Below are 21,089 nucleotides of genomic sequence, written 5' to 3'. Positions count from 1 at the left end.
TTATCCCTCTCTCATCTCTCAAAGCATTCGCTTTGCAGGAATTGGCACCATTTCAACATAAGTTGACGGTTGCCGGGCTTCACAGGGCACAGTCCCTCCACCTCTCTTGATAAGAGAAATCAGATTCAATTTTCGTCTGATTTGAAATTTATTAAATTGTCTATATTTTATGACTTGAATTGTATCAATATACACTCACCATGTCAACAGAAATTTTCGTAAAAAATGAAACTTCAGAATTTTAAGCACCTACTGACATCGGTTTACATATATGAAACATCGATTCCACTAATAACATCGTTCGATACGTTCCCGAATATTGTACACGTCCATCGTTCATTAACATTTGCAATCGTACATTTCCATTCACCAATTGTTCTATATCCTTTTCATCTAAGCAAATGATTTGTTCCGTTCCTCTTTCCTCATGTACCAGCTCTATATAATCTCTTGAAATTTGTAACGAACAACTTTCATCTCCAAAACGAAAATTAACAGTTTTTTCCTCTTGTCTTAAAAGCGGTTCTAAATGATATTGACCATTAGCGTAATTTACAAATGATTGAAGCAAAGAATATAATCTCATCCTAAATCACATCCTTCATATCACTTTCTATTACATACCATTCCCTCTCACTAAAGAGCAATCCTGTTATTTTCGCTCGACAAATACTGTATCCACCCTGCATCTCGACATATTTCCCAAGAAATATGTCGAGGCGGCAAAAATTTTGCCGCCTACTTTAATTCCGTATATAAATATTCAACCGAATGAAATGCGTATATCTTCTTCATCAGTTTCCCATTTTCAAAAACAAGTAAACAAGGTACACTTTCAATCCCATACTCTTTCGCTAAATACGGAGCATAATTTAAATCTAACATCCCAATTTTGAGGCCTTCAATTGTCATCTCAACGACTGTTAACATCTTTTTTGCTAATTGGCATGTTCCACACATTGGAGTATATACATATAATACTGTTTTTTCTTCGTTCTCTATTAGGGCTGTAGCTTCGGCTCCTGTCCAATCAATCACTTCTATCATTCCTTACCGTAAATATTCTGTATAAACGTCAATGTCGGCTCCCCATAATACATTTGCTAAGTGTGTAGATGGCGCAGTTGCCACTTCTCGGTACGAGCGATCAATATAGATATGCTCGGCTTGCGGAAATTCTTTTCGAAATTGTTTCCTTAACTTTTCTCCAGCAGCATCAGCATCCACTAGCACATACACTTCCTTATCAAAAAACTGATCAACGAGCTCATCCATTTTCGACAAACCAATTGTACCATTTGTACAAACAATTTCCACCGGTTCACGAATAATAGATTCAATCTTTCTTCTATCTGATGTACCTTCTACAATAATGACTTTTTCTACATAAATCATATGTCATCACCCGATCACCATATACTATATAACATTGAACTTAGTATATAGTATATTCGTTATTTTCATGTTGTTTCCTGTTTATTTTTGCAAAAGAAAAGCGGAAGCGGCTTGCTCAGAACAAGAGGACATTGGAACTCCTGAACTAGAGGCGCTTTTTGCCTCAAGTGAAGGAGTGAAATGACCGACTGTTCTAGCCGCTGGAGCTGGATCACAAAGAAAAGCGGAAGCGGCTCATTCAGATTGTGAGGGGGATGGAGCTTCTGACGTAAAGGCGCTTTTGGCCTTGCAGGAAGAAGCGAAGCCACCGAACAATCTAGCCGCTAGAGCTGGATCATAAAGAAAAGCAGAACCGACTGTTTAGCCCTGTTGGCTAAGGTTCTTTCGTACAGAAGACGCTTTTTGTCTTCTTCGTACGGAAGGTTCTTAGACATGAAGGGCTAGGAGGTGGAGCTGGACAATGAAAAGCACAAGCGGCTCTTTCAGAACAGGAGGGCACCCGAACTCCTTCACTTGAGGCGCCTTTTGCCTCAAGTGAAGGAGTGAAATGACCGACTGTTCTAGCCGCTGGAGCTGGACAATGAAAAGCGCAAGCGGCTCGTTTAGATTGTGAAGACTTATGAAACCTTACCACAAAACAGTTTTTCTCATAATAGCTTATTTATTTACATATAACTTGAATTTCATTATTTCACACAAAATAAAAAAGGACAGCACAAAGGCTGTCCTTTAGTCGACTATAATTAGTCTTGGTTTGTCATTTCTGCATATTTTTCTGCAGTTAATAACTTCTCAACTTGGCTTGCATCAGAAAGTTCAACTTTAACCATCCATGCACCCTCGTATGGAGATTCGTTAACAAGTTCTGGTTGGTCACTTAATTCTTCGTTTACTGCTACAACTTTACCGCTTACAGGTGCGTATAACTCAGAAACTGTTTTAACAGATTCTACGCTTCCGAATGGCTCGTCAGCTTCGATTGTTGCACCTACTTCAGGAAGTTCAACGAATACGATATCGCCTAGCTCACCTTGTGCAAAGTGAGTGATACCGATAACAACTTCATTACCTTCAGTTTTTACCCATTCGTGTTCTTCAGAGTAACGTAAATTATTTGGAATGCTCATGACTGTACCTCCAGTGAATGTATTAATTATGTAAAAATACCTTATTGGTACTTTTTCCACACACTTTCAAACTGCTCTTCGTTAAAACCAAGTGTTACATTCGTTCCATCTGTTACAATTGGACGTTTAATCAACATGCCATCCGATGCTAAAAGCTCATACATTTCGTCTTCGCTTGCATCTTTCAACTTATCTTTTAGACCAAGTTCACGGTAACGCATTCCACTTGTATTAAAGAATTTTTTTAATGGTAATTCACTTTTTTCATGTAAATTACGTAAATCTTCTTTTGATGGTGGATTTTCAACAATATGAATCATCTCATATGCTACATCGTTTGCCTCAAACCATTTCTTTGCCTTTTGACATGTGCCACACTTTGGATATGAATAAAATGTTACTGTCATAAATTCACCTACTTTTTTACTAACCTTTACCTTTATCATATAGAAAACGTTTTATTATTTCAAACCATTATTCGCTAAACTTTTACTTATTTCGTGATAATTTTTAATAATCCTGCGAATTTTTCTTATTTTTCCGCCATTTGTTAAGAAAAAAATAAATATATAAATTTTTTAGATTCTGCACCAAACATATATCTTAAACAAGCGTTTGATTAATTCTCCATTTTTCTTTCTTAACCTTTGAACTACAGGAGTTTCTTCCTACCGAACATACAGCTTAAACAAACGTTTGATTAATTCTCCATTTCTCTTTGTTAACCCTTGAGTTACATCGGTTTCTTCCTACCGAACATACAGCTTAAACAAACGTTTATTTTAAAAAATAAGAAGCCTCTTTTACAGGCTCCTTCATCATCTATTCAAATAATCTGCAATTGTTTGAAATACTACGATATACATATTATGAATACTTTCTTCTGTGTTTCCACCATTTGATAAACCAATTGCCCATTGTTGCCCTTCACCACTTCCGATATTCGCAAAACCTTGCGTATACATCGCATTTACATCTTTTCGTGCACTGTTATACTCTATCCCTTTTGTAATAAAAATTGAATATGATTTATCTTGTAAACCGATAAAAAACACTGGTTTCTTTAGCGATGAAAATACATTTTTATACTGCTCTGTTGAGGCTTCTTGAAAGTGATCTTTCATTATTAGAAAACCATCCACTTCCTTAGATTTCTTTTCCAGTGCCTCTAACTTCATTTCCTCAAACTTTACATTCCTAAACGTATCTTTCGGCTTTTCTCCAACAACTCCAATTACGAGTGCTCTTCCGTTATATTCTAATTTCTCTCCTTCTTTATCCTTTGCACACCCAGCACCGACTAGGCATATCAATATAAAAAATAAGAAATACGATAAACGCTTCATTTAGCACCCTTCCCTTCTTTTTAGTCAAGTGACAAAAACGTAAGGTTAATTCAAGAAAATGTAAGTAAAATCGATAGCCCAATTCACGTTTCTATATTATAATCAATTGAATTTACTTACATTACTAAACATAGGAGATCAACATGAAGAAATTTAAACTTTCATCTTTTCTTCCGTTAAGTTATATACTTCTACTCGTACTCGTAAGTCCCCTTTACGACGTATTAAATAAATCGACTGTTCACGCAGTAGACGTTACAACTGTAGTAGATGATTGGATTCCATTTGTAAAAGCATTTATTATTCCTTATTTACTTTGGTTTCCATACTTATACGGCGCACTTATTTATTACTGCTTTGCAGACCGAAAGCAATATTATGTCACTTTAAGTAGTATTATTTTTGGAAAGCTTGCTTGTTTTTCTATTTATTATTTTTGGCAAACAACTGTACCGCGTCCGACTGTCGTTGGGACAGATGTATTTTCTGAACTAGTTCGCTATATTTATAGTATCGATCAACCTGTAAACTGTTTCCCTAGCATTCACGTTCTTACTACATTTGTAATTATGTTAGCTGCCTTTAAGCGTAGAGAACAGCATGCTTGTGAATATTACATCCTTACTTTCTTCGGTACACTTATTATTTTATCAACGCTATTTACGAAGCAGCATGCCTTTGTAGATGCCGTTTCTGGAATGACGCTTGCAAGTATACTTTACTTCGGCGTTCAGCTCTTATTGGCCAAAGAACCGATAAGAGTTCCAGTAAAACAAAATCATAGAATGTAGCATGACAAAAAAGCAGACTGTGGCTTCTCAGTCTGCTTTTATCTATTAGTAAGGAGATTTTCAACTTAAGATTGCGGTACAGTCATATCACCAGAGTGAATACGACCTGCTTTTTTAAGAGCAATGTAAAGTATATAAGAAACAGCTACTGGAATGACGATATAAGTAATTACCATCGCCGGGAGAACTTCCCACCCTTGGCTGGAAATTAAATTAATTGGTGCGATAAGAGAACTTAATCCAAGACCTGCAATTTCCTTTCCTGCTTCCAGTTGGAAAATTAATGCTGATACTGGACCGACTATAGCACTGGCGACGACAGTTGGAACGAGAATCATTGGGTTTTTAGTGATATTTGGCAACTGTACTTTCGGAGTACAAAGTGCTTGAGCTAATATGCCACCTAAATTGTTTTCTTTCGCTGAGATGACAGAGAATCCGATAAACTGAGCGACGCATCCGGCAAGAGCAGCACCACCTGCAACACCGTCTAAGCTAAGTGCAATTGCTAACGCAGCTGATGAAGCTGGAGAGATAAGTAATAGTCCCCAAACTACTGCAATGACGATAGAAGCAATAAACGGACTACCAGCTGAGCTATCTTTAATAAACGCTCCAACTGCATTTAAAACAGGAGTAATATTATGAGATAACCAAATACCAACTAAACCAGAACCTAATATTGCTGCAAATGGAACGAGCATCATATCTAACGCAGTTTTTCCGCTTAAACGTTTACCAATATATACAGCTAAAGTTGCTGTTAATAATGCACCGATTGGCTCACCTGTTTTAATAATTAGACCAGCTTCAGTAATTGAAATGGATCCGGCACCAATTGCTCCGGCTACCATCGCCGAGAAGATTACAAGACCGTTTGCACCGAGCATAAAAGCAATGCCGGCACCAATCGCCGGTGCCATAAGGGATTTTGCAACAACTCCGATTGTAATAAGTAATGGTATATCAACAATTCTTCCTATATTTTCGATCAGTAAACCAATTCCGAGGGATACGAAAATACCTTGTGCGATTCCAGCAGATGCTTTAAATACACGAGACATTATATATTCCTTCATTCGTTTCACCTTCTTCTATAAGTTAGTAACCAATTGTTTTCATATAATCACGTAAAATATCGTTTGATTTTGCGAATCGAGATTCTTCATCCTCTGTTAAATTGAGTTCTACAACTTCTCTTATACCGTCTCTAGTAATAATAGCAGGTACTCCTGTACAAATATCATATTCACCGTACTCACCATCTAAAATGGCTGATACAGCAATAACACGGTGATCATCATTAAAGATTGAACTCGCAATATATGCTAGAGAATTTCCAATTCCGTAATAAGTAGTACCTTTTCGTTTATAAATTTCCCAGCCAGCTTTTGCAGTCTTCTCAACAATTTCATCTAAATCTATTTCACCAAATCGTTCTTTTTGTTCTTCTAAAATTTGCAGAACTGGCTTTCCACCAACAGTTACATGAGACCAAGCAACCATTTGAGAATCACCATGTTCTCCTAATGAATACCCATGGATACTACGAGGGTCTACATGTAGCATTTCAGATAAAATTGTTCTTAAGCGAGAAGAATCTAATGATGTACCAGTACCGATTACGCGATTTCTAGGTAATCCAGATAATTTCCACACTTCATATGTAATAATATCAACTGGGTTCGATGCAAGTAAGAAAATACCATCAAATCCACTTTCCATTACGCCGCCAACAACACTTTCCATAATCTTCGCACTCGCTCCTAAAGTATCTAAGCGACTTTGTCCAGGTTTTGGTGCTGGCCCTGCTGTAATAATAACAATGTCCATATCTTTGCAGTCTTCATAGCTTCCTGCATATACTTTTGTTCTTGTATTTGTAAAGTTAATGCAATGTGATAAATCCATCGCTTCCCCAACTGCACGTTCATGATTTATATCAATTAATAATAGTTCTTCGCAAATTCCTTGATTTACAATGGAATACGCACAACTTGATCCAACTAATCCAGTACCGATAATTGCAATTTTTCTTGTATGTCTTTTCATAGCAATCTCTCCTAATTGATCATATAATCTATTTCTTTTGCTCTTTACACTCCTAATTATAGAGGTTCCCACGATAGAAACCATGGATACTTTGTGAAATATTGAACAAAGTATTTGTCCTTTTTGTGAATTGTTATATTCCATTTTCGTCATATTTGTTACAACTGGAAAAATATTTATTTTATATTTATTGACATGCTCAAAACAAAAAACGAGCGACTTCATTCGCCCGTTTTTTGTCATCCCGTTATTCCGCACTTAATTGACTTTTTAATTGCTGCACAATCATTGGATTAGCAGGTGCTGCCGGTTTGTAATAACTTTTTTGCTTTGCGTACTCATACATATTACGTTGGCGCATCTCATCTTGATTACGAATTTGAATTAACGTTTGATGTAACTGCTCATTATCAGACTGAGCAATATAATTTGCATAGCTTGTTAAACTTGCATTTAATCCTGCTAAATAATCATTTACCATATCTTTTTCATTCATTTTCCGCTTCCTCCTATCCTAGGAAAGTCATTAATTGCTGTTTCGTATTTCGTGCATCTTGCGCATCCTTTTGTAACATTTGTTTCAATTGTGGATCTGTACACGTTTGTGCATACTGCTCCAACTTGTTAATAATTGTTGCGTGTCCACCAATTAAATGACGTAAGTTTTCTACTTCAAGCTCTGTTAAATTTTGCATGGAATACTCCTACCTTTCTTTATTCGTTCACTGTTAGTATTTAGCTATTTTTTGATTGTATACATGAATTAACTTTTTCACGTGCATACAAAATAAAAGATGAATAGCTAAGCCATTCATCTTTTATACTGGTTATGTATTTATTTTTATAGAGATACAATCATACTTATACTCACAAGTAAGTTCCATACAATGTGTAAAATAATACTAGGTATAATAGATTGCGTCTTTTTGTATAACATTGCAAATACCATTCCCATAATCGTTGCTGTAATTAGAAGACCTCCATGAAGAATTCCAAAAATGAAGGAAGAAATAATGATACTAACTAAAAAATTATATTTCTTTTCTAAAAATCGATATAAAATACCTCGAAATAGAATTTCTTCTTTAACCGGCGTAATGATAGCAATACTTAACACATATATAATACTTTGTATGTTATTTTGAAGTCCTAAACCTCCTAATTGTTCCTTTTGTTCTGCTGCACTTTCAAAACTAAACACATGTAACATTAAATATTGTGATACTGCAATGATAATAAAACCAATTAATAGATATAAATATGTCTTCCCATTCTTCAAAACGGATACATCCCAAATGTATTTAATAAAATGAAGAACTGGTTTATAAGCTAATAAAACGATAGCAACAACAATTGCATCGAATAAGAGTAAGTAATATCCTTCTAATTTAGTACTTAATGCTTCTTCTCCATAAATCTCAAAGGCTAAACCAAGAAATAATCCTCCTAGGAGTGAAATCCCTATAATCATTGCTATCATTACAAATAGATTTTTATATGTTATATTCTCGATTTTTCTTTCCACACTATACGCTTCTAACACTGTTTTACCCACAGTATCCCTCCAGTTATTCTCATTTATCTCATTAAAATCCTTTAATTTAAATATAAATATAAATATAAATATAAATATAATATAATATAACGAATTTTACAAAAAGAATAATATGCAATTTTACATATTATGAAAACTTTATATTTTATAGTTTTAGGAATAGAATTGCTATGCAATAATTATTATATGAAATTTCAAAAAATACTCCCTATCCACTATAACCCTCGCATCATATAAAACTTATTAGTTAAAGGAGCAATGAACATGAAAACACATGACTTCCTTACAGAAATCCAGAAGGGCTCTGAGCCTAGTCCATATCAAGATCCTATTGCTTTTATTTTCGTTTGCCTTTCCGTAGCTATATACACATTTTTCAAACCTGCTAAATAATATCATGTAATGAGAAAAAGCCTACCGCTCTTTTCGAATCATATGCACTAAAAAACCTTAGAATCACTTCTAAGGTTTTTGTTTGCCTCGCTTCTTATTCACGTAACCCTTTAATAAACGTTTCCAATAATACATGTAAACTTGTATCCAGATCTAACGGCAAACCAAATCCGCCTTGCTGTTCAATCGAAGCAAATCCATGACAAATACTTCTGAATCCGCGTGTCGCATGAAGTGCATTCTCTCCTTCGAAGCCATACTGTTGTAATACTTGAAGACAAAGCTTTACAATTCCGTCACCTGCTTTTCTTACTTCTTCATCTCGTAAAAAAGTTGCTTCATATAGTCCAGGATGTTTTCGGACAAATGCTACATACGCTTCTCCTAATGCATGAATTGCTTCATCCATACGTTTATCCTCGGCCGCTTCTTCCAGTTTGTTATGCAGCTGTTTGATTCCGTAAATACCAAGATTTTTCCGTACATCTTGTAACCCTTTTACATGATTATATAGTGAGGGCGAACGTATCCCTAACCTTTGCGCTAATGAAGCTAATGTCACTTCTTGTATTCCATTTGCATCTGCAATTTCTGCAGCTGTTTCTACAATTTTCTGTAATGTAAGTCCGATTCTCGGTGACATAAATTAACCCTCTTTCTTACTTTCTATATTCCGTTTCGCTTCCTTAATAGCAAGCTCTATGGCAGTGCCTGGATTCTTTATCATTTTCCCATGTCCTGCCGCAAGCAAGGAAGGCTCATATTCGCTTAACTTCTCTGCACTTTGTACTGATATTTCTTTACTCCACGTTGCCATCGCAGGAAACGGAAACCAAAATTTCATTTGTCCCGAAACAGCCATACCTCCTCTTGTTTGAAATGCATCCCCAACAATAAGAGCTTTATTTCGTACATCAAGAAACGACATGGATCCTGGCGTATGTCCCGGTGTCATAATCGCAAGAAGCGATCCAACTCGGTCGCCATCTTCTAATAAAACATCAGGTACCGTTTTTACCTTTTTAGGTACACCGCCTTTTATCGGTATATTTGGTTCATCCTTTTGTAACGTCGTATCTCCTTCTAACAGCTTTGCGTCCCGCTTAGAAATATAGACTGGAACATGAGGGAGTACTTCCTTTAATGCGTCTAATGCACCTATGTGATCATCATGCGCATGTGTTAATACAATCTTAGTAATTCGTTTTCCTATTTTCTCAGCCGCCTGTAAAATACTTTTTGCGCTATATGGCAAAGCCGCATCAATTAAAGTTAAACCATCTTCTTCCTCCACAAAGTAACAATTCACAGGAAACACTCTTGGCAAAAATGACAATTGATATACCGTTTGTTCATGTATCATTCTCATATTTCCATCTCCCTTTTCACGAAAACTAATACTATTAGTTTTATTATACTAATGTCATTAGTTTTATGTCACTAAAAATTTCATTTTTTCCAAAAAAAAAGAAAAGCAGCCGTTTATACGACTACTTTTCTGTACAGCTATTAAACTGTGTAACGCTCATCTTCTAAAATTTTCGCAGCGATTTCACGTTTCTTCGGAATTACGTTAAGTGGTGTGTGGCGAGTTAATTTACGTAATGATGATAACATCATGCGCAGCATGTCGCCGTTTTCAACTGCGATAAGTGTTTCTTTCGCATCTGCTTCAATTTCGTTGAATGCTTCTTGGCAGAATACTTCAGTGTATAACACTTTTTGTTTATTCTTTTCAAGACCAGTTGTTTTGATCGCTTTTTCTGTACGAAGAACAGCTGATTCCATTGCGTATAGGTTGCTTACGATGTCAGCGATATTCACAAGAATTTCTTGCTCTTTATCTAATGCTTTACCATATTTTTGAGCTGCTAATCCAGCTACCATTAAGCCGATTTTCTTCGCGTTACTTACTAAATATTTTTGAAGTGCTAATGGCTCATCACCCACTTCTTCTGGCATCATCATCATTAACTCTTCTTGTAATTTTTGTGCTTTTTGAAGAAGTGGTAATTCACCTTTCATCGCTTTACGTAAGAACGTACCTGGTACGATTAGGCGGTTAATTTCGTTCGTTCCTTCAAAAATACGGTTAATACGAGAATCACGGTACATTCTTTCAATCTCGTATTCTGCCATAAATCCGTAACCACCGTGAATTTGAACACCTTCATCTACTGTATAGTCTAATACTTCAGAACCGAATACTTTGTTTAAAGAGCACTCGATTGCATATTCAGCGATAGAAGCTGCTACTGCTTTACCGTCTTTTACTTCTTCTTCAGATAATGTGCTCATGCGGCTTTCGAATAAACCTACTGTACGATATACAGAGCTTTCAGCTGCATATGTTTTTGCTGCCATATTCGCAAGTTTCTCTTGAATTAATGGGAAGCGAGCGATTGGTTGTTTGAACTGTTGACGTTGGTTTGCATATTGTGCTGAAATTTCTACTGCACGTTTCGCAGATCCAACTGTACCAACACCTAATTTATAACGACCGATATTTAAAATGTTGAATGCGATAATATGACCTTTACCGATTTCACCAAGTAAGTTTTCTTTCGGTACTAACGCATCTTCTAAAATTAACGTACGAGTTGAAGAACATTTAATACCCATTTTCTTTTCTTCTGGGCTTGTAGATACGCCAGCGTAGTCTTTCTCTACAATAAATGCTGAGAAGTGCTCGCCATCTATTTTTGCATATACAACGAATACGTCAGCGAATGCAGAGTTTGTAATCCATTGTTTTTCACCGTTTAATACGTAATGTGTACCTTCTGCATTTAAACGTGCAGTTGTTTTTGCGCCTAATGCGTCAGATCCTGAACCTGGCTCTGTTAATGCGTATGCAGCTAATTTTTCACCAGTTGCAAGTAATGGTAAATACTTTTTCTTTTGCTCTTCGTTACCGAATAATACGATTGGTAAAGATCCGATACCTACGTGAGCACCGTGAGTAATTGCAAAACCACCAGCGCGAGAGAATTTCTCTGCGATTAACGCTGAGCTTACTTTATCAAGACCAATTCCGCCGTACTCTTCTGGTACGTCAGCGCCTAATAAACCAAGTTCTCCAGCTTCTTTTAAAAGACGAACTGAACGATCAAACTCATGTTGCTCTAAATATTCAAGCTCTGGAAGAACTTCATTTACGATAAAGTCCTCTGTCGTTTTAGCAATCATTTTATGCTCAGATGAAAAATCTTCTGGCGTAAACACTTGATCAATCGTAATCTCATCTACTAAAAAGCTACCGCCTTTAACCGCATTTCCTACTGTTTTTTCCATGAAAATTTCCTCCTTCATATTTTCATGAGCCGCTTCTCTCTTTTTGAAAGAAGCTGGCTCTCCCTTTTGTTTTTATAAACCTTTGTTGCTTCCATTCTTTTTTTATAATCCAGTTTCAGTGGCTAGAACAGTCGGTCGTTTCACCCCTTCCTTTGAGGCAAAAAGCGCCTCTTCGTCAGGGCTTCCAACGCCCTCCTGTTCTGAGCAAGCCACTTCCACTTTTTTTATAGTCCAGTTCCAGCGGCTAGAATGTTCGGTGGCTTCGCTTCTTCCTACGAGGCAAAGAGCGCCTCTACGTCTGAAGCTCCATCCCCCTCACATTCTGAACAAGCCGATTCCACTTTTTTTATAGTAATTCAAATACTCCCGCTGCTCCCATTCCGCCGCCGATACACATTGTTACGATACCGAATTGTTCGTTGCGGCGTTTCATTTCGTGAATAAGAGATAGTGTTAGTTTTGCTCCTGTACAGCCAAGTGGATGTCCAAGTGCGATTGCACCGCCGTTTACGTTTACTTTTTCTTCATCTAAACCAAGTTCACGAATAACTTGGATTGATTGTGAAGCGAATGCTTCATTTAGTTCGAATAGGCCGATATCAGATAGCTCTAAACCAGCTAGTTTTAACGCTTTCGGAATTGCAGCGATTGGACCGATTCCCATTACTTCTGGTGGTACGCCAGCTACTGCAAATGAACGGAATTTCGCGAGTGGCTTCATGCCATCGCTCACTGCTTTTTCGCGATCCATTAATAGTACAGATGCTGCACCATCACTCATTTGTGAAGAGTTACCAGCTGTTACAGAACCGCGAACGTTAAATGCTGGACGTAATTTCCCTAAAATGTCTAGCGTTGTCTCTGCTCTTACACCTTCGTCTTGTGCGAAAGTGATTGTTTCTTCTTGCAGTTTATTGTTTGATCCAACCGAGCGTAACGTCACATCTACAGATACTGTTTCATCAGCAAAGTTTCCTGCAGCTAATGCTTTCGCAGCGCGTTGATGACTTCTTACTGCAAATGCATCTTGCTCTTCACGAGAAATTCCATATTTCACAGCAACTTGCTCTGCTGTATGTCCCATACCCATATAATATTCTGGAGCCGCTTCTACAAGGCGACTATTCGGACGAACAACGTGTCCCATCATTGGAACTAAACTCATTGATTCTGCTCCGCCTGATAATACAGCTTCAGAGTGACCAAGCATAATACGCTCAGCTCCGTAAGCGATACTTTGTAAACCTGAAGAACAGTAACGGTTAATCGTAATAGCTGGAACATCGTAAGAAAGTCCTGCTAATCCGCCGATATTACGAGCCATATTTAAACCTTGCTCTGCTTCTGGCATCGCACAACCGAAAATTAAATCATCGATTGGTCCTTCATAATTTGCACGCTTTAACGTTTCCTTTACTACTAACGCCCCTAGATCGTCAGGACGAACTGTTTTTAACGAACCCCTCTTTGCTTTTCCAATTGGTGTTCTTGCTCCCGCAACAATGACAGCTTCTCTCATGAACGATATCTCCCCTCGTTATTAGTTACGTAATGGCTTTCCTTTTACAAGCATGTGCTGCATTCTTGCTTGTGATTTCATCTCACTTACTAAGCTAATAAATGCTTCACGTTCTACATCTAATAAATATTGCTCATCAACTTCTGTTCCGTACGGCACTTTTCCGCCCGCAATGACATATGCAAGTTTCTTAGCAATGTGAAGATCGTACTCTGAAATGTAACCAGATAAATGCATTGCTTCCGCACCAAGTGCAAGAGTTGCATATCCTGTTTCCCCAACAACTGGTATCTTTTTACGGATCGGCGCTTTATAACCAGCTTCATATAAAGCAAGTGCTTTCTGTTTCGCATCGTATAGTAAGTGATCACCATTCACACTAATACCATCTTTATCACCTAAGAAGTTATGAGAAACTGCTTCTTGTCCTGAAGTTGAAACTTTCGCCATTGCGACTGTTTCGAACACTTTATTTGCAACTTTTTGCAGATCAAACTCTACACCGTTTGCCATTTTGTTTAAGTGTTTAATGTATAGCTCTTTATTACCGCCTCCGCCAGGGATTAAGCCAACACCAACTTCTACTAAGCCCATATACGTTTCACTAGAAGCTTGAATGCTCGCTGCTGGTAAGCAAACTTCTGTACCTCCGCCAAGCGTCATACCATATGGTGCTGCTACAACTGGCTTAGAAGAGTACTTAATTTTCGTCATTGCATCTTGGAAGTTTTTCACAACCCACTCAATTTCAAAGTAGTTGTCGTCTTGTGCTTCCATTAAGATCATTGCTAGGTTCGCACCAACGCAGAAGTTCTTCGATTGGTTACCGATAACAAGACCTTTATAATTCTTTTCTACTTCATCAACAGCGTAGTTAATCATTTGCGTAATATCCATACCGATTGCATTGCTCTTCGAATGGAACTCTAAGCAAAGGATACCGTCGCCTAAATCAATTAAGCTCGCTCCGCTATTTTTCTTTAATACACCATTTTTCGCTTTTAATTGCTTAAGAGAAATTGCTTTTTTATTACGCTCGATTAGCTTATATTCGCCATTATCGTAATAGTAGCTATCGCCGTTATCATGTTTATAGAAAGTAGTGAAACCTTTCTCTAACATTTCTTTCACCCAAGTAGGAACAACTACGCCGTTTTCTTCCATCTTTTGAACAGATTTTTCAACGCCGATTGCATCCCACACTTCAAACGGTCCTTGCTCCCAGCCGAAGCCCCACTTCATCGCTTGGTCAATTGCAACGATATCGTCAGCAATTTCTTTATGAAGTTTTGCAGAGTATAAAAGAGTTGGTGTAATGATGTTCCATAACAACTCTCCTGCGCGGTCTTTTGCGTATACAAGCGCTTTCAATTTATTCGCTAATCCTTTTTCTTGTTTACTTAACTCTACGGATGCAGCTTTTAATTTTTTACGCGCTTCATATTCCATCGTTTCAGGATTTAGTTCTAAAATTTCTTTTCCTTGTTTTAAGAAGAAGCCTTGACCTGTTTTGCTTCCAAGCCATTTTTTATCAAGCATGTCATGCATGAAAGCTGGTACTTTAAATACATCACGCTCTTCTTCTTGCACATTTTCATATACGTTATTTGCAACGTGTACGAATGTATCTAAACCGACAACATCTAATGTGCGGAACGTTGCGCTCTTCGGACGACCGATAAGTGGGCCTGTTACAGAATCAACTTCCCCAATGCTATAGCCGCGTTTTACCATCTCTTGAAGAGTAACAAGTAAACCGTACGTACCGATGCGGTTTCCAATAAAGTTTGGTGTATCTTTTGCGATAACAACGCCTTTTCCAAGAACGTCTTCGCCAAATAGTTTCATGAAGCTTAATACTTGTGGATCTGTTTCTTTCGTCGGTATTACCTCTAGAAGTTTTAAATATCGTGGTGGGTTAAAAAAGTGTGTGCCTAAGAAGTGTTTCTGGAAGTCGTCTGAACGACCTTCTGCCATTTTTTCAACTGAAATGCCTGACGTATTCGAGCTTACAATTGAGCCCGGTTTACGAACAGCGTCTACTTTTTCAAATAATTTCTTTTTAATATCTAAGTTTTCAACTACTACTTCAATAATCCAATCTACATCAGCTAGACGCTCAAGATCATCTTCTAAGTTACCTGCTTCAATCAGTGCTAGATTTCCTTTCACTGTCAGAGGAGCTGGTTTTTGCTTTAATAGTTTTTGCACAGCCGTATTACTAAAACGATTTCTCACACTTTTATGTTCTAATGTAAGTCCCTTCGCTTCTTCTTCTTTCGTAAGCGCAGGTGGTACAATATCAAGCAATAATGTCGGAATACCAATATTAGCTAAGTGTGCCGCAATTCCCGAACCCATTACGCCTGAACCTAGAACAGCAGCCTTTTTAATTTGGAACATCCAATTCTCCCCCTATTCTTGAATGAATGCTCATTCAATTTTTCGACATAAGTCGCAATCAATGAGTGAGCCTCTACTAATAAATATATGATACTGTTTAAATTTTCGCAATATATTTATTGATAAAATTTTCTGAAATAAATATTTTTCTTTCATTTGGCCATGCTATATATGTATTTTCTTCACTAAAATACACTTTCCCTTTTTATAATCTGACGAAACTGGAGGAATATATATGGCAAAACTTAAGAAGAACCCTTCAAAGGCTGGAATTAGTGCAGCTAGTGTAACTGGAAACGCAGGTCCGCATAACCACGGCGTGGAAAAAGGAAGTCAAGGTAATAACCAACAATATAAAAAGCATAATATGGGCGAAAAATAACGCTATATTTTTGGGCAGAGAACGTGGCATAATGATTAATGGCTGCTTTTTCTGCCCAATTTATTTGTAACAAATGAGGGAATTATAATGAAACGAACAATAGTTATGATTGTAATGATTGCCACACTATTTACAGGGATGATTTTCTTCTCTTATGCACAAAGGCAACAATCTGTAAGAGCTAATCAACCTAATATTACTGGGCAATACGGAGTTACAATCGATGCAGACACAGGTGAAATTTTGTATGGGAAACGTGAAGACGAACGCTCTTATCCGGCTAGTATAGCCAAAATGATGACAACCCTTCTTTTACTAGAGAATGTAAAAGAAGATGAAGAAATTACAGTTACAGAAAACGCAATTAAAACAGAAAGTCAAAGTAAGAAAATTAAACTTCGTGCTGGAGAAAAATTAAAGCGTGATGAGGCATTAAAACTTATGCTTATCATTAGTGCAGATCCAATAGCTGAATCAATTGCAGAACATATCGCAGGATCAAAAAATGAATTTGTGAAAATGATGAATGCTAGAGCGAAGGAACTCGGTACAAAGCATGCGACTTTCAAGAACGCAAGTGGTGCTGATGCACTTGGAAATAAAGTATCGCCATATGACATTGCTATTATTACGAAAGAAGCATTAAAGTATCCAGTTGTTTTAGAATATATGAATTCAACACGTACAACTCTACATACTTCAGAACGCTCTCCAAACATCGCAAACTACGGACGAGAAGAACTATATGATGATCCATATGCGATTGGAAGTAAAAGCGGTCTATCAGCACTTGGCAAATATACAGTCGTAACAGTGGATGAAAAAGACGGTAAACGCGTCATTAACGTCGTATTATCTTCTACTCGTGCGCAACTATATCCTGATACGAAGAAAATGGCACATTATGCATTTCAGCAATTAAAATAACCAAGGAGTATTTTCTCCTTGGTTATTTTTTAACCATACCTTTTAATACGAACGCAACGTTTGCTGGACGTTCTGCTAAACGACGCATGAAATATCCATACCAGTCGTTTCCATAAGGTACGTAAACACGCATTTTGTATCCTTCTTTTACTAGCTCAAGTTGACGCTCATTACGAATACCATATAACATTTGGAATTCAAATTGATCCCTTGGAATATTGTGTTCTTCAGCAAGTTTTTTTGTATATTCAATAATCGCTTCGTCATGTGAAGCAATTGCAGTATAATTTCCATTTAATAAGTGCATTTTAATAATTTTTTTATAATTGTCATCTACATCTTTCTTGTCTGGGAACGCCACTTCTTCAGGTTCTTTATAAGCACCTTTTACAAGACGTAAATTCGGATTATAAGCATTTAAATCTTCAATATCTTTTTCTGTACGATATAGGTAAGCTTGAATAACAGTACCAATATTATCGTATTCAGATTTTAATTGTTTAAAGATATCAATTGTTTTACCACAGCGTGTATAGTCTTCCATATCAATGGTAACGAACACACCATTTTCTTTCGCCGCTTCTAAAATACGGCGCATATTGTTCATTACGATTTCATCAGAGATATCTAATCCCATAGAAGTCATCTTTAAAGAAAGCTGCGAATCAAGACCTTCTCTTCCAATTGCACGGATCGCTTCAATCGATTGGTTAGCCATTTCATTTGCTTCCGCTTCATTATCAACGAATTCACCTAAATAATCGATTGTTACGCAAAGACCTTGCTTATTTAATTGTTGAATGGCAGCTGTCGCTAATTCAATCGTCTCCCCTGCGACGAAGCGACCTGCACCAAAGCGTAAACCGTACTTTTTAGCCAGTTTTGTTAGCGCTTTATTTTTAGATAAGAAAAGAAACGAATTTCGCATTAATTGTTCCATGTAATTCACCCCTATGACTGTAATTTATCTGTTTTTTACCCCTCTTCAAAATTATATCATTGTTTAAAATTATTGGATACAAATAATTATTTAGATAATTTATAAAATACTATAAAAACATTTAAAAACCTATATTTCTGCTTATAAATATACCTGAAATATTTTTCGACATTTAGAAAAATGGAGTTTAATAGGCATAAAATAGGCATGTCGAAAATATTCGACATGCCTATAAAATCCTTTATACTCCATGTAAATTATATAAGGATATTAATACAGAAAACTTACGATTATATTTCCCTCAAGTTTTTTTATTGCTCATTTCGCTTCTCTTCATTCAGCCTTTTAATATCTGTAATTAACTGTACCATCTCTTCTTTCGCATCAGGATATGTCTCATTCCAATGCTTCACTAAAGCCGGCATCGTCTTCGCTATGTAAGAATACAGTGCCCACTTCTGCACCTGTTCTTTTCTCTCTTCATTGCTCTCTCCAAGTAATAGTTCCGTGTATTTTTCTAGTAACCCGTCAAATTGTTCATTAAACTTTTCACTCATCTTATCTACCTCCTATATGAAAAAAGCAGCGAAAATCGCTGCTTTTCCTTATAATTTTGATCGAACAGAGTTTAATTTCTTTTCCATCGTGCTTACTTTATCACGACGATCATCGATACGAATTGTTGTTGCAACACGCTGTGCACCTTTCGTATATGGAACTTCATGCATTTGTTGAATTACTTCTAGAATGACAGGAAGATCTCCTTCAATAATTGTATTCATCGGTGTTAATTGATACTTCACGCGATCCGCATTTTTCTCTAGCACCTTTTGTACTTCTGCTACATATTCACTAACACTTGGATTACCTGTTCCTACTGGAATAATCGATACATCAACAATTGCCATAGTAGTCTTCCTCCTATAATCGTTTCTTATATATCCATTGTCTATTTTACCGAAATCCTCATCATTTTACTAATATGTTACTCTTCCACTTTAAACTGCTCGACTAATCTTTCTAAATCTCTCATATGTTCTGTCAAACTTTCCATCGTGTGAGCTACCTTTTCTAAATGATTCACCTGTGATTCCGTTGCAGCATGTACCTCTTCAGAAACAGCTGCACTTTCTTGACTCGTACCAGCAATTGTATTCATTACCGCTGTAATTTCCCCCTGCTCGTAACCTATGTTATGTACCTCTTCTACAATTTTTTCAACTGAAGTACTAATCGTATTTACGACTGACATAATTGTGCGGAACTCCATTTCCGCCTCTGTCGTCACTTTATTTTGCACATCTGCAATGTCTTTCAATTTACTTACAACTTCTACAACCCTTTTTACTTCTAATTGTACATCACCAATCATCGTTGTGATTTCTCCGGTTGCCTCTTTTGATTGTTCTGCTAATTTCCGCACCTCTTCAGCAACAACCGCAAATCCCTTACCTTGCTCACCTGCACGGGCAGCTTCAATCGATGCATTTAAAGCAAGTAAATTTGTTTGATCCGAAATGCCTTTTATAAGTTCAACAACATTTTGAATCGATCCAACTCTTTGTTCTAACTTATCCGATGCTTCTTCTGTATGAACAACAATCGAAGATGATTGTCCCCTCGTACGGATTAAATTCCTCATTGTATTTAATCCTTGCTTAGATGCCTCTTCCGCTTTGCCAGCCACTCCTTTTATTTCACCAACGGAGCTATTCATTTGTTCCACTGACTCCGCCATATTCTCGAGCTGAGCTGAAACTTCATCCACACTATTCGCAAGAGTAGAAGCTCCTCCGCTCACATCATCCATTGCTCCTGAAACTTCTCTACTAGCCGCTACTGTTTCGTTCGTTAAATAATGTAAACTATTCGTTGATTGTTGTACCGTTGATACGCTGTTTTTAATTTTACTTACCATTTCATTCATTTGTTCAACCATATCATTAAAGTGCTTAGTCAACTCTCCAACTTCATCTTTACTTGTCACTTTCATTCGCAGCGTTAAATCGCCTTCTGCTACTTTTTGCACGTGATTCTTTAATAGTTGCAGTGGTCTTGCTAATCTTCTTGAGAACAAGTAGGAAGCTACGATTCCAACTAATAAACTAATACATGCCATTATAATAACTGTATTTCTTGTACTATTTAATAGCCCATCGATCGTTTCTTTCGGATAAAAGATTCCTATCGTCCATTTCATCGTATCAAATGATTGACTATAAACAACTACATCTTCACCTTTTATTGTAGTGACCGCATATTTTGTTACCTCTTTATTTAAGCTTTTTATAAGTGGCTCTTTAGAAACATCTTTCCCTATCTTTTCTGGATAAACAAGAGCCATATTTTTATCATTTATAATAAACATTTCTCCGTCATTATTGTATTGAATATTGTGAAGCAACTTCTGAATCGTCCCAAGCGATACATCCATCGCAACAACGCCTAATACAGACCCATCTTGAGCTGTAATTGCTTTAGAAACACCTACACTTAACTTTCCTGTTGCAATTTCATAAGAAGGTTGTCCCCAATGGACCTTTTTTACATCAGCCTCTGAATCTTTATACCATGGTCTTGTCGTTGGATCATATCCTTCTGGCACTTGCCCACCTTCAGCAAGATTGGCACTTAATGTTTTTTTATCTTTCGTACCAATATATAAATCTAAAATACCAGGATGATTCTTTTTATACTCTGCAAACTCTTTCGTTAAAAACGCTTCCTCTTCTGGAGTAACCCCACCTTGAAGCATATTACGAATCATCTCACTGTTCGCGTAATACCCCATATCTTCATCCGTTCTTTGAACAAATGTCGTAAGTTGCTCTGTCACAAGATCCATCGCATTTTGAGAATACTCGTCTAAGGAACGCACTTCCTTTTCTTTCTGTAATTGATACACAGCTGTACCCAATATTACGAACATCATAGAAATAAGAACTGAAAACACTACCGCAATTTT

23 protein-coding genes, 1 pseudogene and 1 riboswitch are annotated in these 21,089 nt (G+C 36.9%); of the genes and pseudogenes, 3 read left to right on the top strand and 21 right to left on the bottom strand.

What is annotated here, in order from left to right; all coding sequences use genetic code 11:
- Nucleotides 1–8: 8 nt before the first annotated feature.
- Nucleotides 9–116: riboswitch (SAM riboswitch) on the bottom strand.
- A 125-nt stretch (nt 117–241) separates the two neighbouring features.
- From EBQ15_RS14100 to EBQ15_RS14075, 6 genes are all read right to left on the bottom strand, one after another.
- A complete protein-coding gene (locus EBQ15_RS14100) occupies nt 242–586 on the bottom strand; it encodes a hypothetical protein (RefSeq protein WP_001242139.1) in 345 nt (114 codons plus the stop codon).
- 152 nt (nt 587–738) lie between these two features.
- A complete protein-coding gene (locus tag EBQ15_RS14095) occupies nt 739–1,047 on the bottom strand; it encodes a thioredoxin family protein (RefSeq protein ID WP_002001388.1) in 309 nt (102 codons plus the stop codon).
- Between the two features lie 3 nt (nt 1,048–1,050).
- The gene (locus tag EBQ15_RS14090; RefSeq protein WP_000640867.1) at nt 1,051–1,395 is read right to left on the bottom strand and encodes a toprim domain-containing protein; all 345 of its coding nucleotides are present in this window, start codon (nt 1,393–1,395) and stop codon (nt 1,051–1,053) included.
- A 743-nt stretch (nt 1,396–2,138) separates the two neighbouring features.
- Entirely contained in the window at nt 2,139–2,522 is a 384-nt protein-coding gene (gcvH, locus tag EBQ15_RS14085; RefSeq protein ID WP_000026896.1) for a glycine cleavage system protein GcvH, read from the bottom strand.
- A gap of 41 nt (nt 2,523–2,563) precedes the next feature.
- A complete protein-coding gene (locus tag EBQ15_RS14080) occupies nt 2,564–2,929 on the bottom strand; it encodes an arsenate reductase family protein (protein ID WP_000218968.1) in 366 nt (121 codons plus the stop codon).
- Between the two features lie 411 nt (nt 2,930–3,340).
- Entirely contained in the window at nt 3,341–3,868 is a 528-nt protein-coding gene (locus tag EBQ15_RS14075; protein ID WP_000826876.1) for a hypothetical protein, read from the bottom strand.
- 143 nt (nt 3,869–4,011) lie between these two features.
- Here EBQ15_RS14075 and EBQ15_RS14070 point away from each other — a divergent pair, with 143 nt between their 5' ends.
- Complete coding sequence (locus EBQ15_RS14070; protein WP_000713761.1) at nt 4,012–4,659, top strand: phosphatase PAP2 family protein; 648 nt, start codon at nt 4,012–4,014, stop codon at nt 4,657–4,659.
- 65 nt (nt 4,660–4,724) lie between these two features.
- Here the strand turns inward: EBQ15_RS14070 and EBQ15_RS14065 are convergent, their stop codons facing one another.
- The 10 genes from EBQ15_RS14065 to EBQ15_RS14020 form a co-directional block, all read right to left on the bottom strand.
- Complete coding sequence (locus tag EBQ15_RS14065) at nt 4,725–5,738, bottom strand: PTS sugar transporter subunit IIC (RefSeq protein WP_000666172.1); 1,014 nt, start codon at nt 5,736–5,738, stop codon at nt 4,725–4,727.
- Between the two features lie 22 nt (nt 5,739–5,760).
- Entirely contained in the window at nt 5,761–6,711 is a 951-nt protein-coding gene (locus EBQ15_RS14060; protein WP_000820652.1) for an L-lactate dehydrogenase, read from the bottom strand.
- 247 nt (nt 6,712–6,958) lie between these two features.
- Entirely contained in the window at nt 6,959–7,207 is a 249-nt protein-coding gene (locus EBQ15_RS14055) for a spore coat protein (RefSeq protein WP_001002987.1), read from the bottom strand.
- A gap of 13 nt (nt 7,208–7,220) precedes the next feature.
- Nucleotides 7,221–7,406 (bottom strand): hypothetical protein, encoded by a 186-nt coding sequence (locus EBQ15_RS14050; protein WP_001180555.1) that lies wholly within the window; start codon nt 7,404–7,406, stop codon nt 7,221–7,223.
- A 146-nt stretch (nt 7,407–7,552) separates the two neighbouring features.
- Entirely contained in the window at nt 7,553–8,266 is a 714-nt protein-coding gene (locus tag EBQ15_RS14045) for a CPBP family intramembrane glutamic endopeptidase (RefSeq protein ID WP_000520912.1), read from the bottom strand.
- Nucleotides 8,267–8,753: 487 nt separating this feature from the next.
- Nucleotides 8,754–9,302, bottom strand: a complete 549-nt coding sequence (locus tag EBQ15_RS14040; RefSeq protein ID WP_000074922.1) for a TetR/AcrR family transcriptional regulator — start codon at nt 9,300–9,302, stop codon at nt 8,754–8,756.
- 3 nt (nt 9,303–9,305) lie between these two features.
- Nucleotides 9,306–10,028: an MBL fold metallo-hydrolase gene (locus EBQ15_RS14035; protein ID WP_001242350.1), complete on the bottom strand. Its 723-nt coding sequence runs from the start codon at nt 10,026–10,028 to the stop codon at nt 9,306–9,308.
- Between the two features lie 140 nt (nt 10,029–10,168).
- Complete coding sequence (locus EBQ15_RS14030) at nt 10,169–11,953, bottom strand: acyl-CoA dehydrogenase family protein (RefSeq protein WP_000416290.1); 1,785 nt, start codon at nt 11,951–11,953, stop codon at nt 10,169–10,171.
- 346 nt (nt 11,954–12,299) lie between these two features.
- Entirely contained in the window at nt 12,300–13,472 is a 1,173-nt protein-coding gene (locus EBQ15_RS14025) for an acetyl-CoA C-acetyltransferase (RefSeq protein ID WP_001206333.1), read from the bottom strand.
- A 21-nt stretch (nt 13,473–13,493) separates the two neighbouring features.
- Nucleotides 13,494–15,875 carry a 3-hydroxyacyl-CoA dehydrogenase/enoyl-CoA hydratase family protein gene (locus EBQ15_RS14020; RefSeq protein WP_000486375.1) on the bottom strand — a complete coding sequence of 794 codons (2,382 nt, stop codon included), beginning with the start codon at nt 15,873–15,875 and terminating at the stop codon, nt 13,494–13,496.
- 235 nt (nt 15,876–16,110) lie between these two features.
- On the opposite strand from EBQ15_RS14020, the gene EBQ15_RS14015 reads away from it, so the two are divergent.
- Together EBQ15_RS14015 and EBQ15_RS14010 are read left to right on the top strand one after the other, a co-directional pair.
- Complete coding sequence (locus tag EBQ15_RS14015) at nt 16,111–16,257, top strand: YuzL family protein (RefSeq protein ID WP_001096345.1); 147 nt, start codon at nt 16,111–16,113, stop codon at nt 16,255–16,257.
- A gap of 87 nt (nt 16,258–16,344) precedes the next feature.
- Nucleotides 16,345–17,184 (top strand): D-alanyl-D-alanine carboxypeptidase family protein, encoded by an 840-nt coding sequence (locus EBQ15_RS14010; RefSeq protein ID WP_000831485.1) that lies wholly within the window; start codon nt 16,345–16,347, stop codon nt 17,182–17,184.
- 22 nt (nt 17,185–17,206) lie between these two features.
- On the opposite strand, the gene EBQ15_RS14005 is transcribed toward EBQ15_RS14010, so the two are convergent.
- The 5 genes and pseudogenes from EBQ15_RS14005 to EBQ15_RS32040 all read right to left on the bottom strand — a co-directional run.
- Entirely contained in the window at nt 17,207–18,124 is a 918-nt protein-coding gene (locus tag EBQ15_RS14005) for a proline dehydrogenase family protein (protein ID WP_000436785.1), read from the bottom strand.
- A gap of 311 nt (nt 18,125–18,435) precedes the next feature.
- Nucleotides 18,436–18,681 (bottom strand): YusU family protein, encoded by a 246-nt coding sequence (locus tag EBQ15_RS14000; protein WP_001290594.1) that lies wholly within the window; start codon nt 18,679–18,681, stop codon nt 18,436–18,438.
- Between the two features lie 48 nt (nt 18,682–18,729).
- Nucleotides 18,730–19,032 (bottom strand): MTH1187 family thiamine-binding protein, encoded by a 303-nt coding sequence (locus EBQ15_RS13995; RefSeq protein WP_001018860.1) that lies wholly within the window; start codon nt 19,030–19,032, stop codon nt 18,730–18,732.
- A 77-nt stretch (nt 19,033–19,109) separates the two neighbouring features.
- A complete protein-coding gene (locus EBQ15_RS32045; protein ID WP_419762012.1) occupies nt 19,110–19,934 on the bottom strand; it encodes a methyl-accepting chemotaxis protein in 825 nt (274 codons plus the stop codon).
- A 123-nt stretch (nt 19,935–20,057) separates the two neighbouring features.
- Nucleotides 20,058–21,053, bottom strand: a pseudogene (locus EBQ15_RS32040) (cache domain-containing protein); the annotation flags it as partial.
- Between the last annotated feature and the right edge of the window lie 36 nt (nt 21,054–21,089).

Source organism: Bacillus sp. 2D03, from assembly GCF_003946765.1.
In the GTDB taxonomy this organism is placed as follows: domain Bacteria; phylum Bacillota; class Bacilli; order Bacillales; family Bacillaceae_G; genus Bacillus_A; species Bacillus_A cereus.
Note: the sequence above shows the minus strand (reverse complement) of the source record. Positions and strands in the feature narration are given on the sequence as shown.

Coding starts and splice junctions, on each gene's coding strand:
- EBQ15_RS14030 (WP_000416290.1), bottom strand. CDS start 11,953: ATGGAAAAAACAGTAGGAAATGCGGTTAAAGGCGGTAGCTTTTTAGTA.
- gcvH (WP_000026896.1), bottom strand. CDS start 2,522: ATGAGCATTCCAAATAATTTACGTTACTCTGAAGAACACGAATGGGTA.
- EBQ15_RS14050 (WP_001180555.1), bottom strand. CDS start 7,406: ATGCAAAATTTAACAGAGCTTGAAGTAGAAAACTTACGTCATTTAATT.
- EBQ15_RS14100 (WP_001242139.1), bottom strand. CDS start 586: ATGAGATTATATTCTTTGCTTCAATCATTTGTAAATTACGCTAATGGT.
- EBQ15_RS14015 (WP_001096345.1), top strand. CDS start 16,111: ATGGCAAAACTTAAGAAGAACCCTTCAAAGGCTGGAATTAGTGCAGCT.
- EBQ15_RS14060 (WP_000820652.1), bottom strand. CDS start 6,711: ATGAAAAGACATACAAGAAAAATTGCAATTATCGGTACTGGATTAGTT.
- EBQ15_RS14040 (WP_000074922.1), bottom strand. CDS start 9,302: ATGTCACCGAGAATCGGACTTACATTACAGAAAATTGTAGAAACAGCT.
- EBQ15_RS14010 (WP_000831485.1), top strand. CDS start 16,345: ATGAAACGAACAATAGTTATGATTGTAATGATTGCCACACTATTTACA.
- EBQ15_RS14035 (WP_001242350.1), bottom strand. CDS start 10,028: ATGAGAATGATACATGAACAAACGGTATATCAATTGTCATTTTTGCCA.
- EBQ15_RS14070 (WP_000713761.1), top strand. CDS start 4,012: ATGAAGAAATTTAAACTTTCATCTTTTCTTCCGTTAAGTTATATACTT.
- EBQ15_RS14080 (WP_000218968.1), bottom strand. CDS start 2,929: ATGACAGTAACATTTTATTCATATCCAAAGTGTGGCACATGTCAAAAG.
- EBQ15_RS14025 (WP_001206333.1), bottom strand. CDS start 13,472: ATGAGAGAAGCTGTCATTGTTGCGGGAGCAAGAACACCAATTGGAAAA.
- EBQ15_RS14075 (WP_000826876.1), bottom strand. CDS start 3,868: ATGAAGCGTTTATCGTATTTCTTATTTTTTATATTGATATGCCTAGTC.
- EBQ15_RS14005 (WP_000436785.1), bottom strand. CDS start 18,124: ATGGAACAATTAATGCGAAATTCGTTTCTTTTCTTATCTAAAAATAAA.
- EBQ15_RS32045 (WP_419762012.1), bottom strand. CDS start 19,934: ATGGATGATGTGAGCGGAGGAGCTTCTACTCTTGCGAATAGTGTGGAT.
- EBQ15_RS14020 (WP_000486375.1), bottom strand. CDS start 15,875: ATGTTCCAAATTAAAAAGGCTGCTGTTCTAGGTTCAGGCGTAATGGGT.
- EBQ15_RS14065 (WP_000666172.1), bottom strand. CDS start 5,738: ATGAAGGAATATATAATGTCTCGTGTATTTAAAGCATCTGCTGGAATC.
- EBQ15_RS14000 (WP_001290594.1), bottom strand. CDS start 18,681: ATGAGTGAAAAGTTTAATGAACAATTTGACGGGTTACTAGAAAAATAC.
- EBQ15_RS14090 (WP_000640867.1), bottom strand. CDS start 1,395: ATGATTTATGTAGAAAAAGTCATTATTGTAGAAGGTACATCAGATAGA.
- EBQ15_RS13995 (WP_001018860.1), bottom strand. CDS start 19,032: ATGGCAATTGTTGATGTATCGATTATTCCAGTAGGAACAGGTAATCCA.
- EBQ15_RS14095 (WP_002001388.1), bottom strand. CDS start 1,047: ATGATAGAAGTGATTGATTGGACAGGAGCCGAAGCTACAGCCCTAATA.
- EBQ15_RS14055 (WP_001002987.1), bottom strand. CDS start 7,207: ATGAATGAAAAAGATATGGTAAATGATTATTTAGCAGGATTAAATGCA.